This window comes from Nocardia sp. NPDC127579 (genome assembly GCF_042672005.1).
Taxonomy (GTDB): Bacteria; Actinomycetota; Actinomycetes; order Mycobacteriales; family Mycobacteriaceae; genus Nocardia.
In genome coordinates, this window is record NZ_JBHXVZ010000010.1 from 213,808 (window position 1) to 234,443 (window position 20,636).

Genomic DNA, 20,636 nt, shown 5'->3' on the forward strand with positions numbered 1-20,636 from the left:
GGATGAACCGGCTCCTCTTCCGGCGCCCGCCGGAAGAGGAGCCCGTCATCGCGTGGGTAACTGCGCTCCGGTCGCCGCGGCGACATCGGACAGGATCGACTCGGCGGCCTGGACGCCGATCCCCGACATCCACACCTCGTCGTCCACCTCGAATACCATGCCGCGCTTGACCGCCGGCAGATCGCGCCACAGCGGGCCGGTGGTGAATTCCTGCTTTTTCGTCTTGTCCACATCATCGATGGTCGCGACGAAAACGAGGTCGGCGTCGGCCTGGTCGATGCGCTCCGGGCTGAGCTCGAGGAGATTCTTCGCGTCCGGATCCGAGGCGATCTGCGCGGCCGGGCGGCGCAGGCCGATATCGGCCAGGACGACGCCGCTATAGGAATTGCTCAGATAGAGCCGGGTGGATCCGGCGAGGAAGCGAATGACCGATACCACCGGTGGCGTGCCGCCGTTGCGCTCTCGAATGCTCGCCCCGAGGGCGCGGGCGCGCGCTTCATAGCTGGCCAGTGCTGCGGCAGCCTGCTGTTCCAGGCCGAGCGCGCTCGCGTGCACAGCCAGATTCGCCTTCCACGGCCCACCTGTGGTTTCGGTGAACACGGTCGGGGCGATTCGGCTGAGCTTGTCGTAGATCCGCTCGTGCCGGAGCTTGGAGGAGAGGATCAGATCCGGCCGCAGCGAGGCGATCCGCTCCAGGTTCGGTTCCAGCAGCGGTCCGACGTCGATCGCCGTATCGGCCTTGCCATGCAGGTATCCCGGGTATCCGCCCCGCGTCTTGGTCGGCGGGACGACGGCTCCGATCGGAGTGATGCCGAGCAGAGTGACCGAATCCAATTCCGCTGTGTCGAGCACCATCACGCGCCGGGGCGGCGCGGGGATGGTGACCGGGCCCATGGTGGTGTCGAGGGTGCGCGGAAACATGCCCGTGCTCACGGGAGCCGGCGTGCCGTTGTCCCCGGGACCGGCACAGGACAGCGTGGCGCTCAAGCCGATGGTTGTGGCGATCAGCAGCGCCCCGACGCGTGTGCTTCTGAACATGCTGAGGCCTTCCTCGGGCTGGTCAGTTGGATTTAGTGGCTGGACCCGTGGTCTGGCCCGGTGCGGCCGGTCGGCGACGATGCCGGGGCACCACCAGCGGGGTTTCGGTCTCGGGGTCGGGGACCACGACGCAGTCGACTCCGAATACCGCGTGCACGAGGTCGGCGTCGAGCACATCGCCCGGCCGGCCCGCGGCGGCGACTCGGCCCTCGTGCAGCACCACCAGGTGGTCGGCGTAGCGGGCGGCCTGCCCGAGATCGTGGAGCACCATGATGATGGTCCGATTGGCTTCGGCATGCAGATCCCAGACCAGATCGAGCACATCGAGTTGGTGCCGGAGATCGAGGAATGTGGTCGGCTCGTCGAGTAACAGCAGATCGGTGTCCTGGGCGAGAGCCAGGGCGATCCAGGCCCGCTGGCGCTGGCCGCCCGAGAGCCGATCGACGAATCGTTCACGCAGGTCGGTGATTCCGGTGCGGTGTAGCGCCGCGTCGACCGCCGCCTGATCCCGGCTCGACCACGGTCGCAGGAGCCGTTGATGGGGGTGGCGGCCCAGCCGCACCAGAGCTTCCACCGTGATCGAATCGGGGGTGATCGGCTGCTGTGGCAGCAGGCCCATGCGTAAGGCCAAGGCGCGCGCGGGCATTCGGTGAATGTCGGCGCCGTCCAGGGTGATGGTGCCGGTGGTCGGTCGCAGCAGCCGAGCCAGGCCGCGCAGCAGGGTCGATTTGCCGCAGGCGTTCGGCCCGACGATGGCGGTGATCACGCCACCGGGCAGCGCCAGGTCCAGGCCGCTGATGACCGGGCGACCGCCGTAGTGCAGATCGACTGCCCGCGTGCATAATTCGTTGCCGACAGGACCATCCGGCGCTGTCGCTGTCATGCCGACCTCCGTAGTGTGTTCTCGCGCAACATCAGGACCAGCAGCCACGGGGCGCCAACGGTCGCGGTGATGACGCCGACGGGTAGCCCGGATACCGGCAGCGCGTGCTGCACGACCAGATCGCAGCCTAGAAGCAGTGCGGCACCGGTCAATCCGGTTGCGGCGAGACCGGTCGCCGTCGGCGGGCCGGCGATCAGCCGGACAATGTGGGGGATCGCCAGCGCCACGAACGACACCGGGCCGGCGATGGCCGCGGCCAGCGCCGCGAGGGTGATCGCGGTGCCGAGCAGGCAGAACCTCGCGCGGCCGACCCGGATGCCGAGGGTGCTTGCCATCTCATCGCCCAGATCGAGTACGGCGAGCGTTCTGTACTGTGCGAAAAGTGCGCTGAGCATGAGTATTCCGGCAGCCGCGGCGCCGGCGACCTCTGTCCAGGTCCGCCCGTACAGTGAGCCCGCGGTCCACTGCAACGCGGCGCCGGCCAGTTCTCTCGGGAACCTGACCACGAGCAGATTCACCGCGGCCGACAGCCCGGCTTGAACGGCCAAGCCGACCAGCACCAGTCGTATCACCGAACGTCCGGTGCCCCAGCCGATTACGGCAAGCAGCAGGGCGGCGAGCGCACCCCCGCCGAGCGCGCCCACCGGAATCAACGATTGACTCGCCCCCAGTGCCAGCACCGATACCGCCCCGAAGGAGGCGCCACCGGTGACGCCCATGACATCCGGCGAGGCCAGCGGATTGCGGAACAGCCGTTGCAGGACCGCCCCCGACACCGCCAACCCGGCACCCGCGATCAACGCGGCAGCGACTCGGGGAGCCCGGAACTCCTGCACCACATACACATAGCCCGGATCCCCGGCACCGGCCAGCGCGCGCATCGCCGTCCGGACGGACATGGGTATCTCCCCGACAGTCAGGGCGAGAACCGACAATCCCGGAAGCAGCATCGAGCAGGCGAGCACCAGCAGCGCAGTGCGATGTCGACGCGCCCACACAGTCGAGCCGATCCGAGCAGATCCGCGCGGATCATGCTCCGTACCGGATTGTTCGTCGCGCTCGCTCGGCTTCGGCGTCACCCCGGTCATCGTGTGCCCCTCCGGACCGAATCTGGCACTGCCCGGCCGGTCACGGCAGCACAGGCGATCAGGTGTAGCGCGGTTCGACGGTGGCCGGTCACGGTGGCCGAACGAGGACCTGGCTTCATCGGGTTGCCCTTCGAGCCAGCACTGCCAGCAGTGGAGCACCGACGAACGCCGTGATGATGCCCACCTCGATTTCCCCGGGGCGGGCGAGCAGGCGGCCGGCGAGATCCGCGGCGAGCAGGAGCAGCGGGCCCGCGATCAGACAGCCGGGGAGTACCCAGCGGTGGTCGGTGCCCACGGTCAGGCGGACGAGATGGGGCGCGGCGAGTCCGATGAACGAGATCGGGCCGGCGACGGCTACCGCCGAACCGGCGAGCAGGACGACCGCGACCAGAGCGGTCACCCGGATCCGCGCGACCGGCACGCCGAGCGCGTGCGCTGCGTCGTCGCCGAGCGCCAGGGTGTTGAGCGCGGGCATGATCAGCAGTCCGGCCGACGCGCCGATGCCCAGCATCGGCAGCACAGGTGTCAGCACGGCGAGGTCGCGGCCGGCGAGGGAACCGGCCAGCCAGAATCGGGCCTCGTCCAGTGTGCGTTCGCTGAACAGCATGAGTGCCGAGGTCCACGACACCAGGACCAATTGCAGCACGGTGCCGCCGAGCGCCAGCCGGACCGGGTCGAGATCACCGGCGCCACGGGCGAGCGCCTGCGCGAACAGTGCCGCCGCGGTCGCACCGGCGAAGGCGAACCACACGTAGTGGATCGGCTGGGTGAGGTGCAGGGTGTAGATGGCGGTGACCACCGCGAACCCGGCGCCGGCATTGATGCCGAGGGTGGTCGGTGAGGTGAGCGGGTTGCGGGTGACCCCTTGCAGGAGCGCTCCGGCCAGGCCGAGCGCCGCACCGACCACAAGCCCGACGACAGTGCGCGGCAATCGCATCTCGGTGATGACCAGGGCGTCCCGGTCGTGCACGGTGCCGAGCAGCGCCTGTAGGACAGTCCCCGGCGGCACCGAGCGGGACCCGAGCCCGAGGCTCAGCAGCGCGACGAATCCGAGCGCGGCCAGACCGCAGGTGAGGAGTAGCGCACGTCGCGCCGTGCCGGTGCGCGAATGAAGGACTCTGTGATCCAGCATGGTTTTTCGACCCTATGGGCCCGCGCGGCTACCTGCTCATCGCTATCCCCAGCGCTGGCGAGAGCGCCGTTCCGGCACCTGAATAGCATCGTAAAATGTTTTGGGGCACGGGTTTTCGGCAGGGTAGTTGAGCCGATGGCAATCGTGGAGACGCGTGCGCAGCCCGGTGTGCGCGCAACGATCCGGGAAACGCCGCCGGCGGTCCGGAATCTGCTCGTCGGGGTGATGGTCAATCAGCTCGGTGCGTTCGTGCAGCCGTTTCTGGTGCTGTATTTGACGCACCGGGGATTTCCGGTCGGTCAGGCCGGATTCGCCTTGACTGTCTACAGCGTCGGTGCGATCGCCGGCACCCTGGTCGGCGGTGAACTCGCGTATCGAATCGGCGCGCGCGCCACGATTGTGACGGCTATGACCGGATCGGCCCTCGCGCTGGGCCTCATACCCCTGGTGAGTGCTTCGGGGCTGTCCGTGCCGCTGGCCGTGGTGGTGGGCGGCGCGGGGCTGGCGGCCCAGTGCTACCGCCCGGCAGCCGCGATCATGGTGAACGAACTCATGCCGGAAACGCACCGGGTGATGGGGTTCTCGATGATGCGGATCGCCTTGAATGCCGGTGCGGCACTGGGCCCTCTGCTGGCCGGGGCGGTCATTCTGTTCGACTGGAATCTACTGTTCTGGATCGACGCGGTGACCGCCGCGCTGTGCGGCCTGCTGGCCTGGCTGCGGCTGCCGCATGTCGGAGCCGCGCGACGCTCCGAAGCCGGTGTGGCGCAGCCCGAGTCGGCCTACCGGGCGATTCTGCGCGATCGCGGCTTCCGCCTGTTTCTCCTGGCTACCTTGGTCGCGGCCCTGGTCTGGGTGCAGTATCTGGTCGCCCTGCCGCTCTCGGTGGCCGCGGCGGGGTATTCGCCCGCGTTCTACAGCGCGCTGCTGACGATCGGGTCGGGCCTGCTGGTTCTCACCGAATTGAAGATCACCAGCTATGTCCGGCGGTGGCCGGCGTCGGTCGCCGGGGCGGTCGGCACCGCCGTCCTCGGTCTCGGATTCACCGGATTCCTCCTGGCGGGATATGGATTCGCGGCGATCGTCGCGGCCACTGTCGTACTGGTGATCGGCATGATGATCCAGGGGCCCACCATGTTCGCGCATCCAGCTCGGTTCCCGCCGGCGGTTCAGGCCCGCTATGTCGGTGCGCACCAGGCGATTCACGGCGTCGGCTTGGCTCTGGGACCCGTGCTCGGCGTCGCGGGCTGGCAGGCGATCGGCCCGGGGATCTGGCCGCTGTGCGGGTTGCTCGCGGTGGCCGCTGCCGGGTGTGCGTATCTCGGAATGCGGTCCACCTGACCGCTGTTCATTTCCCGACTGTCGTTTCGACCAAAGGACTCTCAATGAGCTCATCGCCGATCCTGCGCGGCGTGTTCCATCAGCTGCGCGAGAACTGGGGCACCGAGGATTCCGGTTATGTCTTCGAGAACGGCCCCGCACCGATCGGCTGGCTCGACGTCGCGGTATATCGGCCGACCGGGACCGACCCGATGACATCGTTTGTCACGGTCGGCATGGCCGCGGCGGCGATGCCCGACGCGCCGGGGCCGCATGGCGGCGGCCGGGTGGAACTCCGGTTCGCGCGCCGGGGCCCGCTCAGCCCCGCCGCGGAATATGCGATCGCGGCGCAACTGGCCGATATCGCGGTGCACCCGTGGCGCACCGGGCAGCAGGTGAATTGGGGTCACATGATCGGAATCGACCGGGACTTCCCAACATTCGCAGGATGCCGGACGATCTTCTGCACCAGGCCGTTCACCCAGGACACCCCGGATTTCGTCCACGTCGATGCGGAGCCCGTGCGCCTGGTCACCGTGGTCCCGATCACCGATACCGAGCGCTGGCGAGCTCGTTCGAGCTCGCCAGCGGATTTTCTCGGCAAGCTACTGGCCGAGGTCGACATCTTCGAGGCCCGGCCCGATCTCGAGGCCTGATCCGCACTGTTCGTCATCGAATCGCCGCGCCAGTTCGGCGACTGTCGGCGCTTCGAAGATCGTTCTGATCGGGAGGTCGAGGTCGAGTTCCGAGCGCACCGAACTCGCCAGGCGCACGGCGAGCAGCGAGTGCCCGCCGAGATCGAAGAACGAGTCGTCGAGGCCGATCCGGGGGACACCGAGAACGCGGGTGAAGAGTTCGGCCAGCGTCGCCTCGAGGACCGAGCTCGGCGCACGAAATGCCTTGCCGGAGGCGAAATCCGGCGCGGGCAGTGCCGCGGTGTCGAGTTTGCCGTTCGGCGTCAGTGGCAAGGCGTCCAGAGACACGACCGCCGCGGGAACCATGAACTCCGGCAGGCGTTCGCCCATGCCCGCCCGGATCGAACGCTCGTCGGCGGGACCGACCACATAGCCGACCAGGCGTTTGTCGCCGGGGCGGTCCTCGCGGGCGACGACGACGGTCCGGTCCGTACGCGCGGCCGCGGCCAGTGCGGCCCGGACCTCGCCGAGTTCGATCCGATAGCCGCGAATCTTGACCTGGTCGTCGCGGCGGCCGAGATATTCGAGCCCGCCGTCGGCCATCCAGCGCGCCAGGTCACCGGTGCGGTAGAGCCGTCGACCGCTCGGATCGAACGGGTTGGCGACGAAACGGGTCGCGGTGAGCCCGGGACGGTCGTGGTAGCCGAGTGCCAGGCTCTGCCCGGCGACATACAGTTCGCCGGTCACCCCGGTCGGCGCGTATCGCAGACCGGCGTCGAGGACGAAGAAGGCGAGATTGTCCAGCGGTGCGCCGACAATGCCGGCGCCACAGTGGATATCGTGCGCGGTGACTTCGTGGAAGGACGCGTGGACCGTCGATTCGGTGGTGCCGTACATATTGACGAAGCGCGGCGAACGGGCTTCGCCGTCGAACCACTGCCGCAGGCGATGCGGCTCGAGCTTCTCGCCACCGAAGACGACGGTCGTGAGGCTGTCGGGGAAATCATGTCGCGGTGCGGCGTCCTGCAGCGCGTAGAAGGCCGACGGTGTCTGGCTGAGCACCGAGACCTGCTCGGTGTGCAGCAGTCGTGCGAAGTCCACCGGCGAGCGGACCACCGACTCGGGGACGACTACCAGACGTCCCGCGTGCAGCAGCGGACCCCAGATCTCCCACACCGAGAAATCGAACGCGTAGGAATGGAACTGCGTCCACACCTGTCCTTCGAGTTCCATGCGTTCGCCGACCGCCCGTAGCATCCGCGCCACATCGGCATGGGTGATGATCACCCCCTTCGGCGTACCGGTGGTTCCGGAGGTGTAGATCAGGTAGGCGGGAGCATCCGGGATGAGCTGCGGCAGTGGGGTATTCGAGCAGGTCTCGACCTCGTGGCGGTCCACGGTGAGAATCGTGCCGACGTGCCCGGCCGCGCGGGTCCGAAGCTGCTCGGTGGTCAGCACGGCTGCGGGTGCGGCGTCGCGCAGGATGAAGGCGACGCGGAGATCGGGATAGCCGACATCGATCGGCACATAGGCCGCACCGGCCCGGAGGACGGCGAGGATGGCCACGATCGCGTCCAGGGAACGCGGCAGCAGCAGGGCGACTCGATCACCCGAGCCGACGCCGTGCCCGCGCAGGTAGCCGGCCAGCCGGTCGGCGCGTGCCGCGAGCTGCCGATAGGTCAGCGAGTCGGTCGCGCACACTACGGCGGTGGCGTCCGGGGTCCTGGCCACCTGGTCGGCGAACCGCTCCGGGATCGACTGCTCCCGCCTGCGCTGCCGAACCAGGGCCGTACGGTTGCCGTGGACCGCGAGTGCGCGGCGTTCGGGTTCGTCGAGCAGGTCGATCGTGCTGATCGGCGTGTCCGGGTCGGCGGTCGCGCTCGCGAGGACGCGCGCGAGGCGGCGGACGAAGCGGTCGACGGTCGCCGCATCGAAGACATCGGTCCGGTATTCGACGATGCCCTCGATGCCCGCGGGAGCTCCGGCGGCGGTGAAGGTCTCTTCGAGACTGAAGGTCAGATCCGCGCGTGCGGCACCCGCATCGATCGGGACCGGGCTGACCTCGATCCCGTCCAGGCCGATCTCGGCTACGGCTTGACTCTGCCAGGTGAGCAGGACCTGGACGAGCGGGTGATGAGTGAGTGACCGGGTCGGCTGAAGGCGATCGACGAGGACTTCGAAGGGAATGTCCTGGCGCACCAGCGCGTCGAGGCCGCGGGCACGAACCTGGTCCAGCAAGGTTCCGAAGCCGGGATTGCCGGACAGATCGGTGCGCAGTACCAGCGTGTTCACGAAGCAGCCGACCAGCTCGTCGAGCGCGGCGTCGATCCGGCCCGCGGTCGGGACGCCGACGACGATATCGTCGGTGCCGCTGGACTTGGCCAGCAATACGGTCAGCGCCGCGTGGACCACCATGAACGCGGTGGCGTTGTGCGCCTTGGCGATCCGCCGAATGTCGGTGTGCAGCCGGGCGGGCAGGGTGACCGGGACCGTCGCGCCGCGATGGTCGGCGACCGGCGGGTAGGGGCGATCGGCCGGAAGTTCCAGGCGCTCGGGCAATCCGGCCAGCATGTCCTGCCAGTAGGCCAGCTGTTCGGCGACCGCGCTGCCGGGATCGTCGATCGTGCCCAGGTAGCGGTGCTGCCACAGGGCGTAGTCGGCGTACTGCATCGGCAACCAGTCCGACTCCGGCGGGCGGCCAGCGCGCCGAGCCGAATACGCGCGGCTCAGATCCCGCCACAGGGGACGCAGTGACCACCCGTCCGTGGCGATGTGGTGCATGGTGATCAGCAGCAGGTACTCGTCTGTCGCGACCGTGAAAAGCTGTGCCCGAAAGGGGATTTCGGAAGTCAGATCGAACTCGTGGCGCGCGTGCTCGGCGATCGCCGTCGCCAGCCGGTCCTGCGGCCAGTTCGCCGCATCGGTGATCTTCCAGCCGAGGTCCACGTCCTCCGCGGCGACGATCACCTGTTTCGGCACACCGCCGGACTCGGTGAACGTGGTTCGCAGACTCTCGTGCCGTGCGACGACATCCCGGCAGGCCAGGCCGAGGGCGGGGAGATCCAGCTCACCGTGCAGGCGGACCGCGATCGGCACGTTGTAGGTGGCCGACGGCCCTTCCATCCGATGGACGAACCACAGTCTGCGCTGTGCGGCCGACAGCGGCAAGGCATCGTTGCCGAGTTCTTCCCGGGCAGACCGCTCGAACGGGCCGCGTCGGATGTCATGCCCGGCCGGGTCGGCGACGATCGCAGCCAACCCGGCTACGGTCGGGTGCTGGAACAGGGACTCGACGGCGATCGGAGTGCCGAGGTCGCGTTCGGCGGCGGCCACGACGCGCATCGCGAGCAGCGAGTGGCCGCCGAGGTCGAAGAACGACTCGTCGAGCCCGACGAGCTCCACCCCCAGTACCCGGGCGAAGATCTCGGCGAGTGTCTTCTCGGTCGGCGTCGACGGCGCCCGGTAGGTCTGGCCGGAGTCGAATTCCGGTGCGGGCAAAGCCTTTTCATCGAGCTTGCCGTTGACCGTCAACGGGAATGCGGCCAGGACCACGATCGCGACGGGCACCATGTACGGCGGCAGTCGCAGCGCGATGGCCGCCCGGGCGTCGGCACCGGACACCGTGCCGGTCACGTAGCCGACCAGCTGCCGCGTGCCCGGCAGATCCGCGCGCACCAGGACGACAGCCTGGTCGACGCCGTCGACAGCTGCCAGCGTGGCTTCGATCTCTCCCAGTTCTATGCGGAAGCCCCGGATCTTGACCTGTTTGTCCCGACGTCCGAGATACTCGAGTGCGCCGGATGTCGTGCGGCGGACCAGGTCTCCGGTGCGATACATACGCGTTCCGGGTGGCCCGAACGGGCACGCCACGAACCGTGACGCGGTCAAATCAGGTCGGCGGTGATATTCCCGGGCCACGCCCCCGCCCGCGATGTAGAGCTCCCCGGCGACACCGGCCGGAGCCGGGTGCAGCGTCGAATCTAGAATGCACAGTGCGAGATTCGACAGCGGTTCGCCGATCGGGCTGCCGCCCCGGCTCGCGTCGGCCGCCTCGATCGGGCGGAAGGACGCGTGCACGGTCGTCTCGGTCGTGCCGTACATATTGATCAATCGCGGCCGATCCGAGTGGTGGCGCCACCACGGCAGCAGCCGAGTCGGATCCAGCGCTTCACCGCCGAAGATCAGCGTCTCGAGGTGCAGACCCGGCGGTGCGTCGCGCAGCTCTTCGGCCGCCTGAAGGGCGAGAAACGCCGACGGTGTCTGATTCAGGACCGTCACCTGTTCCCGGACGAGCAGGTCGTAGAACTCGGGGGCGGATCGTGTGATCGCTTCCGGCACCACGACCAGCCGTCCGCCGTGCAGCAGCGCGCCCCAGATCTCCCACACCGAGAAGTCGAACGCGTAGGAGTGGAACTGCGTCCACACCTGACCGGCGTCAGCCGAAAATCCGCTGGCCCGAACGGATTCGAACAGTTGCGTGACATTCGCGTGGGTGACGGCGACGCCCTTCGGCGTGCCGGTTGTGCCGGATGTGTAGATGAGATAGGCCAGATCGTGCGCGGCGACCCGGGGCAGCGCAGCCGCGAGCGGCGACCCCGGCTCGGACGCGTTCTCGTGCGCCGCCGTGACCTCGGCGATGGCCAGCACGATCGGGCAGCGACCGGCTACTCGTGCGGCCTGGGCGGGTGTGGTGATCGCGGCCGCGGGGCGGGCGTCGGCGAGGACGAAGGCGATGCGTTCGTCGGGGTGCTGGATGTCGATCGGCACATATGCTGCTCCGGCCCGGAGGACCGCCAGGATCGCCATGATCGCTTCGGCAGAGCGGGGGAGCAGTAGTGCGACGGTGTCGCCGGTGCCGACGCCCGCGCGTACCAGCCGGTGGGCGAGGGCGCGCGCCTCCTGGTCCAGGCGGCGATAGGTCCAGGTCTGTTCCTCGAAGGTGACGGCGACCGCGTCCGGAGTTCGCGCGACCTGTTCGGCGAACCGTTCGGTGATGGTCGCAGCCGATGAATTCGCGGTCAGCGCAGCAATATTGGACTGTTCGGCGAGCGCGGCGTGCTCGTCGGGGGTGAGCAGGTCGATGGTGGCGATCGAGGCGTCCGGTGCGGTGACCGCCGCCCGCGACACTCGGCACAGCAGCCGGGCGAAGCGCTCGATCGTCGCCGCGTCGAAGACGTCGGTGCGATATTCGATGGTGCCGATGATTCCCGCCGGTTGTCCGGAGCCGGTGCGCCGCTCCGTCAGATCGATCGTGAGATCGGCTCGCGCGGTGCCGGTGTGGATCGGGACGGCCTCGACAGCCAAGCCGTCGAAGGCGTAATCGGCATCGGCGGCGTTCTGCCAGGCGAGCAGCACCCCGACGATCGGATTACGGGTCAGCGATCGGGCGGGACGGAGCCGGTCGACCAGCACGTCGAAGGGGATGTCCTGGTGCGCGTAGGCGTCGAGTCCGCGTTGGCGTACCTGGTCGAGCAGGGTGCGGAAGCTGGGATTGCCCGAGGTGTCGGTCCGCAGTACCAGCGTATTGACGAAGAATCCGATCAGATCCTCGAGTGCCGCGTCGGTGCGCCCGGCGGTCGGTATGCCGACCGCGACGTCGTCGCTGCCACTCCACCGTGCCAGCAGGACCGCCAGGGCTGCCTGGACGACCATGAAGGTGGTCGCGTTGCCCGCCCGGGCCAGATCCTGGATGCCGCGGTGGATCTCGGCGCTCAACTCGATCGGTACGGTGGCACCGCGATGGTCGGCGATGGGCGGATACGGGCGATCGACCGGTAGTTCCAGGTGTTCGGTGACTCCCACCAGTTCGGTCTCCCAGAACGCGGCCTGTTCGGCGAGGACGCTGCCGGGGTCTGCCGGATCGCCGAGGTAATCACGTTGCCACAGCGCGTAATCCAGATACTCCACCGGCAATTCGTGCCACGCCGGTGGGTCGCCGGTCCGGCGAGCCGAATAGGCGGTGCCCAGGTCGCGCCACAGCGGGCGCAGCGACCAGCCGTCGGTGGCGATATGGTGCATGGTGATCACGAGGATGTGTTCGTCCGGTGCGAGCGCGAAAAGCCCAGCGCGAAACGGGATCTCGGTGGCCAGGTCGAATGGGTGCCGCGCTTCGGCGGCGATCGCCAGCCCCAGTTCGGCCGCCGACCATGACCTCGCATCGATTACCCGCCAATCGAATTCGATACCCCCGGCGGGCATGATCACCTGCTCGGGCACACCGTCTGCTTCGGTGAAGCGGGTGCGCAGCGTGGCATGACGCCCGAGGACATCACGCAGCGCGGTGCCCAGGGCCGCGATGTCCACCTCGCCTCGCACCCGCACCGCGACCGGCAGATTGTAGGTTGCCGAAGGTCCCTCCAGCCGATGGATGAACCACAACCGCCCCTGCGCGAAAGACAGCGGAATCACTGCCTGCCCCCTGAGGTCTCGGCCGGCACGGCTCGGGAATACCGTCTGAGCGCGGGTTTGGGCAAACGACCTGTCCCTTCGGTTGGTGTCGCGATGACTTCGGCGAGGCCGGCGACGGTGGGTGTCCGGAAGATGGCGTGGATATCGACATCGACCCCGAGCTCGGCACCGATAGCGGCGATGACGCGCATGGCCAGCAGCGAATTGCCGCCGCGCTCGAAGAAGGAGTCGTCGACTCCGGCTCGCGGTACACCCAGGACGCGGGCGTAGATCGCCGCGAGCGCGGTCTGCACCGGTGTCGACGGCGCCCGATAGGGTGTGCTCGAGCCGAATTCGGGTGCGGGCAGTGCGCGCTTGTCGAGCTTTCCGTTGGCGGTGAGCGGCAGTGCGTCGATCGAGACGATCGCGGCGGGCACCATGAACTCCGGCACCAGTTCGCGCATGTGGTCGCGAACCGCGCGCTCGTCGGCCGCGCCGGCGACATAGCCGACGAGACGCCGGTCGCCGGGGCGGTCCTCGCGCACGAGGACGGCGGTGTGTTCGGTATCCGCGGCGACCGCGAGTGCCGCCCGTACCTCGCCGAGTTCGATGCGGTAGCCGCGAATCTTGACCTGTTCGTCGCCGCGCCCGCGATATTCGAGCAGACCCTCGGCGTTCCACCGCACGATGTCCCCGGTGCGGTACAGGCGACCACGGGGGTGGAAGGGGTCGGCGACGAACCGGCCGGCGGTCAGCCCCGGGCGGTTGTGGTAGCCCAGGCCGATGCTGCGACCGGCGATGTACAGCTCGCCGTCGACCCCCACCGGCGCGTGCCGCAGATTCCGATCGAGGACGAAGAAGGCCGAATTGCTCAGCGGCACACCGGCAGTGCAGGTCGAGCCGGCCACGTCGTGGGCGGTGAGCTCGTGGAACGACGCGTCGATGGTGGTTTCGGTGGTGCCGTACAGATTGAGGAACCGTGGCGTGTGCCGCCGGTCGGCGAACCAGTCGCGCAGACGCGGTGGTTCGAGTGCTTCCCCGGCGAACAGGACCGCACGCAGGTCCGCCAGGTCGGGTGAGCTGTCCTGCAACGCCACGTCTTGCAACGTGTAGAACGCGGACGGTGTCTGGCTGAGCATCGTGACGTGTTCGGCGCTGAGTAGTTCGAGCAGATCCTTGGGGGAGCGAACCACCGCTTCGGGAACGACGACCAGACGTCCGCCGAACAACAGCGCACCCCAGATCTCGCGGACGGAGACATCGAAGGCGTACGAGTGGAACTGTGCCCAGACCTGCCCAGCGAAGGCGATTCGGCCATCGATGGCCCGCAGCACCGCGACCACATCGGCGTGGGTGATCGTCACGCCTTTCGGCGTACCGGTGGTGCCGGAGGTATAGATCAGGTAGGCCGGGCTCTGCGGGATCGGTTGCGGTAGCTGGCCTGCCGGATGGGCCGAGAACCGCGGCTCGTCGAACGTCAGCACCGGTACATCGTTGGTGCCCAGGCGATCCGAGTGCTGCGAGGTAGTCACCACGGCGGCGGGCGCAGAGTCACCGAGGATGAACTGTAGGCGATCGTCCGGGTAGGCGATATCGATCGGCACGTACGCCGCACCGGTCCGGAGGACCGCCAGGACGGCCACCACGGTGTCGAGTGAGCGGGGTAGCAGAAGCGCGACCCGGTTCCCTGGCGCGACCCCCGAGTTCAGCAGGTCGTACGCGAATTGGATTGCCCGCGTTTCGAGTTGGCGATAGGTCAGTGATCGGTCCTCGAAGACCACCGCGACAGCGTCCGGATGCGCGGCCGCTTGCTCGGCGAACAGCTCAGGGATCGATCTCCCCGGGTTCGAATCGCGGGCGCGGACACCGCGATTGCCCCACAGGTCGAGTTCTCGGCGCTCGAGCACGGTCAGGACATCGATCGTGCCGATGGGTACGTCGAAGCGCGCCACGATCGCCGCCAGCGTCCGCCGGGTGCGTGCGACATGGAAGCCGGGCAAGAGCGGCCCGGTGCCGATGGTGCGTAGCGTCAGCGCGTCGTCTCGGAAGAAATAGAAACCGAATCTCGGGACCGGGCCCGCCGAGAGCAGCACTCGGTGTGCCGTGGCAGTGCCGAAGTCCCGAGTCGGGAAAGGGGGAAACAGGTTTACTTCGATGCGCGACCGGGTGCCGCCCGGGCCGCCGTTCCGGCGCACCGGATACCGGCCGTGCTCGATGGCCTCTCGGAGTCTCAGATCGGCATGCTCGCAGAGGTCGGCGAAGGATTGTGATGGCCGGACGGTCAGCGCCACCGGAACGACACCGGCGAGCATTCCGGGGATCCGCGCGGCAGCCGGATAGTTCCGCTTGGAGACCGGAAAGTGCAGCCGTACTTCGGTATTGCCAGAGCTGCGGGCCGCCAGTACGGCGCATGCGGCGACGAGGATCGCTGCCCGGCGAATGCCCCTGGTCGCCGACAGCTCGCTGAGGGCGGTTTCGACCTCGGGGCCGAGTGGTTCCGGTGTCGAGAAGGCCGGTCGTGCGTCCGCCGCCCGGGGATCGACGGTGTCCTCGAAAGCATTGCAGGCAGACCAATAGTGTTCGTCCGCACGGTAGTCGGCGGACTGTTCGTAATCCGACTCGATCGAGATCAGATCATTCAGCGTCCCGAAGCCGTGCGGTCGCGGTGCGACACCCGCTATCGAGGCCGAGTAGATGTCGGCGATCCGGTTTCCGAGCAGCGACAGTGTAGTTCCGTCGAGTACCGCGTGGTGTCCGCCCATGAACAGCAGGGATCGCTGCTCGGCGACCCGCAGCAGCGCGAACCGGAACAGTGGTCCCTCCGGTGGCAGCGGTTCGCGCAGTTCGGCGTCCGCGATCCGGTGCGCCTCGATCTCCGGCTTCGCGGTCGACCGCAGGTCGTATCGGCGCAGCCGCCAGTCCGGGTACGCCGACGGCGTCTGCTTCACCTGGCCGTTCGACTCGGTGAGCGCCACCCGGATCGGCTCGGCCTCCTCGGTCACCTGGCGCACGGCGGCCTCGACGAGGTCTGCGTCGATCTCGCCGTCGAGCACGAGGAATTGGCTGACCAGCCAGGATTCGGTGTCGGAGAGTTGGTGTGCGATCCAGATGTCGAGTTGCTCGCGGGTCAGTGGATAGGTTCCCTGACTCGATGACATTCCTGCCCTTTCAGCGTCGACGGAGGATCAACGGAAGGCCGCCTTTGGGTTGGCAGGTCACGACGTATTGGGGTACGACCTCGAAGCCGGGCGCGACGGAGAATTCGAATGTGCCGGTGAAGGCACTGAGCGCGACCTGGGTGATGGTCTGTGACATACGCTCCCCGATGCACATCCGGCTGCCCTTCCCGAAGGGGTAGTAGGCGTGGCGTTGCTCGGTGCCGAATCGTCCCACCGTGAATCGATCCGGGTCGAAGGTCTCCGGATCCGACCAGTAGGCCGGATCGCGGTGTGTCATATGCGGATTGAGGACGATTTTGGCATTCGCCGGCAGGTGGTAGGGGCCCAGGTCGTCGGCGGCCACGGTGCTGCGGAACCAGATCGGGAACGGTGGATGCAGCCGGAGTACCTCGTCGATGACTCGCTTGCCGTATTCCAGCGACCGCAGTTCGGCGAAGGTCGGCCGCGGCCTCGCCGTCGCGCCGTCCAGTTCGGCCGCCAGTTTCGCGGCGATCTCCGGATGTCGCGCGAGTTCGTATGCGGCCCACGTCAATCCGGTGGCGGTGGTCTCGTATCCGGACATGAAGAGAGTGAAGATCTCGTCGCGCAACTGCTGATCGCTCATGTGTGCGCCGGTCTCGGCGTCCACGGTGTCCAGCAGCAGGCCGAGCAGGTCCTCGGGTGTGGATTCCGCCGCGCGCCGTTCGGCGATGAGCGCGTGCACTTCGGCGTCCAGCGCCGCGACCGCCCGGCGGTAGCGGATGACCCCCGGTAGCGGAAACCAGCTCGGCAGGAAGAAGGTCCAGACCTTGGAGGCCAGTCCCGCGAAGACCTCGGAGGTGAGTTCGCGTAGTCGCTGGGCCCGGGCCGGATCGATCGAGGTGCTGAACAATGCGCCGAGCACGATCTCGACGTTGAGTTCGATGCAGTCGTCCAGGAAATCGACGGGCCGGCCGGTCTCGGCGGCCGCGGCCCAGCGGTCGACGGCGCGGTCGACCGCCGCCACGATCACCGACTCCATCAGCTGGAGCTGGCGGACATGGAAGGCCGGCTGCATGAGTCGCCGCTGCCGTTTCCACAGCTCGCCTTCGCTGGTGACCAGGCCGTTGCCCAGTGCGGTCCGAAACGGCTTCATCAAGGGGCCCTTGATGTAGTTCCCGCTGTGGGTCACCAGGATCCGCCGAATGTAATCCGGATGGCTGACGATATAGACCCCGAGTGGCCCGCGGCCGAGCCGGACCAGTCCGTCATGTCGAGCGGTGACGTCCATCAGCAGCCGGAACGGATCCCGCAGTTGTCCGGGGCGCAGGGTGGCGGTGGGAGGAGGGCAGGTCACAGTCATAGTCGAATCTCTCTGAGCGCGAACGGAGACGTGAGTCGTCGCTGCCGCGCCTGCCCGCGGCCGTACGACAACCTGTCGCCGGAGATTATTGTTCGCGCGGGTGGGTACTGTGGTGCTCCGGCGCAGATCTTACATTTCTTTGACCTGCAAGGTTTTTCGGCGCGCTGTCGATGTCGCGGGCGGCGGTGGGCCAGTATCGATTCGTCCGGGAGGCGGCGATCGGAACCGTGGTGGATTCACCGAGTTCGGTCATGCCGACTTGGAGCAGGACCAGCCCCGTCACCAGGCTGACGCCGACGATCAGCGGGGTGAGCAACTCCATCGCACTGGCACCCGCCGGAATGTGCGCGTGACCCGAGTGCTCCGCGTGGATGGCGTACATGCCGGTGTAGTGCATGCCGCAGACGGCGGCGCCCATGACCAGCGCGGCGCACGCCGTCGCGAACCCGCTGCGCACATAGCGGGCGAACCAGAGCGCTGCCGTCGCCGCGACGACCGCGATCACGATCGACACCGAGACTGTTGCCAGGTCGTAGACGAACACGGCGTCCGACTTCATTGCGTACATGCCCGCGTAGTGCATGCCCGCGACGCCCAGCCCGGTGATCGTGCCGCCGAGTGGCAGCGCGATCACCGGCGGATGCATCCGATTGACGACATAGAGGCCGATGAACACCACCATCACCGCGAGCGCGGCACTCAGCAGGGTGAGGGGGACGTCGTACCGGATCGACGCACCGTCGACCGCGAAACCGAGCATGGCGATGAAGTGCATTACCCAGATCCCGGTCCCGCCGATGGCGCCGGCCGCGGCGAGCAGCCAGCCGATGCGGGTGCCCTCGGCCCGCGCGGCACACCGCAGGCCGAGCAACGAGCCGATGCACGACATGATGTATCCAGCGACCGGCGTCAACCAGCCTTGACTGAAGTGGTCGATAACGAGCACCTCGACTCCTCCTGCTCGAATTCAGCTAACTTCGAGCAAGGGACGCTACGACCGTACTCGCAGGTAGGCAATTTAGAGGTGTTAAATCCTTCTAAATAAAGTAGAGTGCACCGCGTGCCATCACAGCTCCGCGAGGCAAACCACGAATCTGCGCTGGGGATAGACGAATCCGCGTTTGCTCCCGACGGCCGCGCAGGTATTCGCGTCGACCGTGCCCGATTTGATCGCCAGCACCCGCACGCCGTCGGCCGCGGCGGCGATGGTGGCGCAGTCGATGTGCCGGGGTCCACCGGCGATGTCCATGCATCCGCCGGTCGTCCAGTCGATGTCCAGGCACAGTGCGTCGGGGTCGCTGCTCAGCGAGGTCTCGTGGTACGTGCGGTCGGAGTCGCCCGGGCATTGCGCGCTCGCGGACACCTTGTCGGTGACCCGGTACTGCGAGGTCGGACCGCCGCACGAGGATTTCTCGATGGGATTCGGGCCGGGAATGCTGACGCATTCCCCGACGGCCACGCGAAACTGCGTGGCGCTCTTCATGTCCGGCACGGTCGTCGAGGGCGAGGACGGCGCGGAGGGGGGCGCTGAGGACGGCACCACCGCGGGCGCTGGTTCGGGAATTCCGGTCCGCACCGGGATCGGCGCCGTCGAGGCGGCTGCCCGTGTGTCGCTGGAGTCATCGGGCTGACCCCCGACGACCAGCAACGTGGCCCCCATGACGGCGGCGGCCACCGCCGCGAATCCGATCACTGTGACCGCCAACGTTGTAGCGGTTCGAACCCATCGCTTGGGCACCGGTAATCCTTCCTGGTACTCGACAAATACACGGCATGCATACTGCATCCGCCCGACCTCGTCGGGCGGACGAATTCCCAACCCTGGCAATAGAGTTCGCGGTTGGTACAGTCGCACGCCATTCGGCCGCCCGGGCCGATGTCGGGTAAGAGGGAGTTCGGAATGAAGTTGGGCACCGTGGCCGCTACCGCCTGCATCGGCGTCGCCACGCTCGGAATCCGCGCGGGGATGGTGCATGCGGAGCCGATCGAAGTCGACTATGAGACTTCCGGTGTCGAGCAGTCGGTCTCCTACCGCACCGTACTGTCCGATCTCACCAAGGTGGTCACCGCCGTCGACGGCGGCAGGTTCGAACTCGCCGACGACGGCGCGGTCGTCCGGCTGAAGTCCGACAGCGGCGGCGTCGTGGCCGAGGTGCCACTGACCTTCGATGTCGCCGGCAAGCGCCTGCCGGTGGCGCACGAGATCAGCGGCGACGGTCGGGAACTCGCGCTCACGCCGAAAGCGGACGCGAAGGAGATCGGTGAGATGATGCCGGTCAATTCATCCGATCGGCTGATGGCCGAGATCAACAAGAATGTGGTGGGCGTGGTCGCCGGCGGGCTCATCGGCGGCTTGCTGGGTGCCATCCTGGGCATGGGTTTCTTCAGCATTCTCACCGGACCGGCCGGTGCGTTCATCGGCGCGGTGGCCGGCGGCTACATCATGGGCGGGCAACCGTTCGCGGATGCGATGAACGCGGTACTCACCGGTCAGATCTGAGGCGCTCGGTGCCGGGAGATCTTACATTCCTTTGACCTGCAAAACATTTCGGCCGGAGTAACGCCGTTGCTACGGTAATTTCGCATCGGTTCGGGCGAGAGGAATTCGCGGCATGAGGACCAGGCGGCCGACCGTATTCCTGGCACTGATCGCGTTGTTGTCCGCGGTGGCGGCATGTGGATTGACGTCGGGCCCGAATGCTACGGCGCTGACCATTTACACCTCTCGCCCGAAACCGATTGCGCAGAGTGTGCTCGATGCTTTCGAGCAGGCGAATCCCGAATTCGAGGGGCGCGTACGGATGCTCACCCTCGGGGCGAGCGAAGTAGTACACCGGGTACGTGCCGAGAAGCATCGGCCACAGGCGGATGTCTGGTGGGGCGGCACGTCGCAGCAGTTCGGGCAGGCTGTCGGCGCACAGCTGCTGAGTCCGGCGAACGCGGAGGTGATTGCCCGGGTGCCCGAGCCGTACCGTGGCTCCGGGACCCTGTGGCTGGCCGAGATGCGCGCGGCGCAGATAATCTTCTACAACAGCGCGATGCTGTCCCCGGAGCGCGCGCCGAAGGACTGGGACGACCTGATCGGGTCGAATATGCGGGGACAGTTGATGATTCGCGATGTGGCCGCATCGGGAACAATGCGCAGCATCTACTCCGCGCTGATCGGGCGATCTTTTGCCGGCACCGGTGATCCGAACAACGGGTACGAGTTCCTGCGTGCGCTGGATCGCAATACCGAGGACTATGCCGCCAACCCCAGCGATCTGTTCTTGCGCATTCAGCGTCAGGAAGCCGCGGCCAGCGTCTGGAATCTCCAGGATGTCCTGGTACAGCGCGCCAAGGGTGCGCCGTTCACGCCGGTGATGCCGGTTTCCGGCGCGCCGATGCTGCTCGACGGCGTCGGCAAGATCAAAGGCGGCCCGCACGGCGACGCGGCCGACACCTTCATGGAGTTCCTGTTGCGACCGGCGACGCAGCAAATGCTGGCCGACAAGTATTTTCAGCTACCTACCGTGGCGATTCCGACGCCGCCCGCCTGGTTGACCGAGGTGTCGCTGCGGGAGATGCCGGTCGACTGGACAACGGTCAGCCGGGAGGAGACCGGGTGGATCGACTACTGGGTGCAACACATCAAGAACCGCGGCTGACCGGGA

The 20,636-nt window shown here is 67.6% G+C and carries 14 protein-coding genes; 5 read left to right on the forward strand and 9 right to left on the reverse strand.

Features of this window, described 5'->3' with window-relative positions; all coding sequences use genetic code 11:
- Nucleotides 1-45: 45 nt before the first annotated feature.
- The 4 genes from ACFVMC_RS29085 to ACFVMC_RS29100 form a co-directional block, all read right to left on the reverse strand.
- The gene (locus tag ACFVMC_RS29085; protein ID WP_379215505.1) at nucleotides 46-1,038 is read right to left on the reverse strand and encodes an ABC transporter substrate-binding protein; all 993 of its coding nucleotides are present in this window, start codon (nucleotides 1,036-1,038) and stop codon (nucleotides 46-48) included.
- A gap of 22 nt (nucleotides 1,039-1,060) precedes the next feature.
- Nucleotides 1,061-1,921, reverse strand: coding sequence for an ABC transporter ATP-binding protein (locus tag ACFVMC_RS29090; RefSeq protein ID WP_379215507.1), 861 nt, complete (start codon nucleotides 1,919-1,921; stop codon nucleotides 1,061-1,063).
- On the reverse strand, nucleotides 1,918-3,009 hold the full coding sequence (locus ACFVMC_RS29095) for a FecCD family ABC transporter permease (protein ID WP_379215508.1): 1,092 nt from the start codon (nucleotides 3,007-3,009) through the stop codon (nucleotides 1,918-1,920). The genes ACFVMC_RS29090 and ACFVMC_RS29095 overlap by 4 nt, the downstream gene beginning before the upstream one ends.
- Before the next feature lie 115 nt (nucleotides 3,010-3,124).
- Entirely contained in the window at nucleotides 3,125-4,141 is a 1,017-nt protein-coding gene (locus tag ACFVMC_RS29100) for a FecCD family ABC transporter permease (RefSeq protein WP_379215510.1), read from the reverse strand.
- A 135-nt stretch (nucleotides 4,142-4,276) separates the two neighbouring features.
- Between ACFVMC_RS29100 and ACFVMC_RS29105 the strand changes: the two genes are divergently transcribed.
- Together ACFVMC_RS29105 and ACFVMC_RS29110 are read left to right on the forward strand one after the other, a co-directional pair.
- A complete protein-coding gene (locus ACFVMC_RS29105; RefSeq protein WP_379215512.1) occupies nucleotides 4,277-5,482 on the forward strand; it encodes an MFS transporter in 1,206 nt (401 codons plus the stop codon).
- A 44-nt stretch (nucleotides 5,483-5,526) separates the two neighbouring features.
- Nucleotides 5,527-6,117, forward strand: coding sequence for a suppressor of fused domain protein (locus ACFVMC_RS29110; RefSeq protein WP_379215514.1), 591 nt, complete (start codon nucleotides 5,527-5,529; stop codon nucleotides 6,115-6,117).
- Here the strand turns inward: ACFVMC_RS29110 and ACFVMC_RS29115 are convergent.
- The 5 genes from ACFVMC_RS29115 to ACFVMC_RS29135 all read right to left on the reverse strand — a co-directional run bounded on the left by ACFVMC_RS29115 (nucleotide 6,067) and on the right by ACFVMC_RS29135 (nucleotide 18,466).
- On the reverse strand, nucleotides 6,067-12,504 hold the full coding sequence (locus ACFVMC_RS29115) for an amino acid adenylation domain-containing protein (RefSeq protein ID WP_379215516.1): 6,438 nt from the start codon (nucleotides 12,502-12,504) through the stop codon (nucleotides 6,067-6,069). The genes ACFVMC_RS29110 and ACFVMC_RS29115 overlap by 51 nt on opposite strands.
- A complete protein-coding gene (locus ACFVMC_RS29120) occupies nucleotides 12,501-15,641 on the reverse strand; it encodes an amino acid adenylation domain-containing protein (RefSeq protein WP_379215518.1) in 3,141 nt (1,046 codons plus the stop codon). The genes ACFVMC_RS29115 and ACFVMC_RS29120 overlap by 4 nt, the downstream gene beginning before the upstream one ends.
- A 10-nt stretch (nucleotides 15,642-15,651) precedes the next feature.
- Nucleotides 15,652-16,977: a cytochrome P450 gene (locus ACFVMC_RS29125; protein ID WP_379215520.1), complete on the reverse strand. Its 1,326-nt coding sequence runs from the start codon at nucleotides 16,975-16,977 to the stop codon at nucleotides 15,652-15,654.
- 91 nt (nucleotides 16,978-17,068) lie between these two features.
- Nucleotides 17,069-17,929, reverse strand: a complete 861-nt coding sequence (locus ACFVMC_RS29130; RefSeq protein WP_379215522.1) for an MHYT domain-containing protein — start codon at nucleotides 17,927-17,929, stop codon at nucleotides 17,069-17,071.
- A gap of 120 nt (nucleotides 17,930-18,049) precedes the next feature.
- Nucleotides 18,050-18,466 carry a hypothetical protein gene (locus ACFVMC_RS29135; RefSeq protein WP_379215523.1) on the reverse strand — a complete coding sequence of 139 codons (417 nt, stop codon included), beginning with the start codon at nucleotides 18,464-18,466 and terminating at the stop codon, nucleotides 18,050-18,052.
- Here ACFVMC_RS29135 and ACFVMC_RS29140 point away from each other — a divergent pair.
- The 3 genes from ACFVMC_RS29140 to ACFVMC_RS29150 all read left to right on the forward strand — a co-directional run bounded on the left by ACFVMC_RS29140 (nucleotide 18,465) and on the right by ACFVMC_RS29150 (nucleotide 20,630).
- On the forward strand, nucleotides 18,465-18,614 hold the full coding sequence (locus tag ACFVMC_RS29140; protein ID WP_379215525.1) for a hypothetical protein: 150 nt from the start codon (nucleotides 18,465-18,467) through the stop codon (nucleotides 18,612-18,614). The genes ACFVMC_RS29135 and ACFVMC_RS29140 overlap by 2 nt on opposite strands.
- A gap of 269 nt (nucleotides 18,615-18,883) precedes the next feature.
- Complete coding sequence (locus tag ACFVMC_RS29145) at nucleotides 18,884-19,483, forward strand: hypothetical protein (protein WP_379215526.1); 600 nt, start codon at nucleotides 18,884-18,886, stop codon at nucleotides 19,481-19,483.
- Between the two features lie 112 nt (nucleotides 19,484-19,595).
- Entirely contained in the window at nucleotides 19,596-20,630 is a 1,035-nt protein-coding gene (locus tag ACFVMC_RS29150) for an extracellular solute-binding protein (RefSeq protein WP_379215527.1), read from the forward strand.
- Nucleotides 20,631-20,636 lie beyond the last annotated feature (6 nt).

Coding starts and splice junctions, on each gene's coding strand:
- ACFVMC_RS29085 (WP_379215505.1), bottom strand. CDS start 1,038: ATGTTCAGAAGCACACGCGTCGGGGCGCTGCTGATCGCCACAACCATC.
- ACFVMC_RS29090 (WP_379215507.1), bottom strand. CDS start 1,921: ATGACAGCGACAGCGCCGGATGGTCCTGTCGGCAACGAATTATGCACG.
- ACFVMC_RS29095 (WP_379215508.1), bottom strand. CDS start 3,009: ATGACCGGGGTGACGCCGAAGCCGAGCGAGCGCGACGAACAATCCGGT.
- ACFVMC_RS29100 (WP_379215510.1), bottom strand. CDS start 4,141: ATGCTGGATCACAGAGTCCTTCATTCGCGCACCGGCACGGCGCGACGT.
- ACFVMC_RS29105 (WP_379215512.1), top strand. CDS start 4,277: ATGGCAATCGTGGAGACGCGTGCGCAGCCCGGTGTGCGCGCAACGATC.
- ACFVMC_RS29110 (WP_379215514.1), top strand. CDS start 5,527: ATGAGCTCATCGCCGATCCTGCGCGGCGTGTTCCATCAGCTGCGCGAG.
- ACFVMC_RS29120 (WP_379215518.1), bottom strand. CDS start 15,641: ATGTCATCGAGTCAGGGAACCTATCCACTGACCCGCGAGCAACTCGAC.
- ACFVMC_RS29140 (WP_379215525.1), top strand. CDS start 18,465: ATGTCCGGCACGGTCGTCGAGGGCGAGGACGGCGCGGAGGGGGGCGCT.
- ACFVMC_RS29135 (WP_379215523.1), bottom strand. CDS start 18,466: ATGAAGAGCGCCACGCAGTTTCGCGTGGCCGTCGGGGAATGCGTCAGC.
- ACFVMC_RS29145 (WP_379215526.1), top strand. CDS start 18,884: ATGAAGTTGGGCACCGTGGCCGCTACCGCCTGCATCGGCGTCGCCACG.
- ACFVMC_RS29150 (WP_379215527.1), top strand. CDS start 19,596: ATGAGGACCAGGCGGCCGACCGTATTCCTGGCACTGATCGCGTTGTTG.